The organism is Richelia intracellularis HH01 (assembly GCF_000350105.1).
Lineage (GTDB): Bacteria > Cyanobacteriota > Cyanobacteriia > Cyanobacteriales > Nostocaceae > Richelia > Richelia intracellularis.
The window spans coordinates 1-1,202 of the sequence record NZ_CAIY01000024.1 but is presented as its reverse complement, the minus strand read 5'-3'; the positions used below and the strand labels follow the sequence as shown (position 1 = coordinate 1,202).

1 protein-coding gene is annotated in these 1,202 nt (G+C 42.3%); it reads right to left on the bottom strand.

Annotated elements, in window-relative coordinates; genetic code table 11:
- Positions 1 to 74: 74 nt before the first annotated feature.
- Positions 75 to 1,157 carry a photosystem II q(b) protein gene (gene psbA / locus RINTHH_RS01740; protein ID WP_008232154.1) on the bottom strand — a complete coding sequence of 361 codons (1,083 nt, stop codon included), beginning with the start codon at positions 1,155 to 1,157 and terminating at the stop codon, positions 75 to 77.
- Positions 1,158 to 1,202: the final 45 nt, after the last annotated feature.

The window sequence follows — 1,202 nt, the reverse complement described above, 5'->3', positions numbered from 1 at the left end:
AAAAATACCCCCTGTCTCCAGGAGGTATTTTTCAAACATGTTGATTATGTTGACTAAATCAGTAAACTTGTTAATTAACCGTTGATTGCAGGTGCGCTTAGTGCAACAGGAGCCGACTCACCAGCAGCTAAATCCAAGGGGAAGTTGTGGGCATTACGTTCATGCATTACTTCCATACCCAAGTTTGCACGATTAATAACATCGGCCCAGGTACCAATTACACGGCCCTGGGAATCAATTACAGATTGGTTAAAGTTAAAACCGTTCAGATTAAATGCCATGGTAGAAATGCCTAAGGCTGTGAACCAGATTCCAACTACAGGCCAAGCCGCTAAGAAGAAGTGCAAACTACGGCTGTTATTAAAGGAAGCATACTGGAAAATTAGACGGCCAAAGTAGCCATGTGCAGCAACAATGTTATAAGTTTCTTCTTCTTGACCAAACTTGTAACCATAGTTCTGGGATTCATTCTCAGTGGTCTCACGAACTAAGGAAGAAGTTACCAAGGAACCATGCATAGCAGAAAACAAGCTGCCACCAAACACAGCTGCTACACCTAGCTGGTGGAAAGGATGCATCAGAATGTTGTGCTCTGCTTGGAATACTAACATGAAGTTAAAGGTTCCAGAAATACCTAGAGGCATACCATCAGAGAATGAACCTTGTCCTAGTGGATAGACTAGAAATACTGCAGTTGCAGCTGCTACAGGTGCAGAAAATGCAACACATATCCAGGGGCGCATACCCAAACGGTAAGATAATTCCCACTCACGTCCAAGGTAGCAGAATACACCAATTAAAAAGTGGAAAATTACTAGTTGGTAAGGGCCACCATTGTATAACCACTCATCCAAGGAAGCTGCTTCCCAGATGGGATAGAAGTGCAAGCCAATAGCATTTGATGAGGGTACAACTGCACCAGAGATAATGTTATTTCCATATAGTAAAGAACCTGCTACAGGTTCACGAATACCATCAATATCTACTGGAGGGGCTGCAATGAAAGCAATGATAAAGCAGGTGGTTGCAGCAAGCAAGCAAGGTATCATCAGCACACCAAACCAACCAATGTAAATGCGGTTGTCAGTACTGGTTATCCAGGAGCAAAACTGTTCCCACAGATTAGCACTCTCGCGTCTCTGTAAGGTTGTTGTCATTATATTTTATGATTGCTATGTATATATTATTGTGAATAGGTTTTA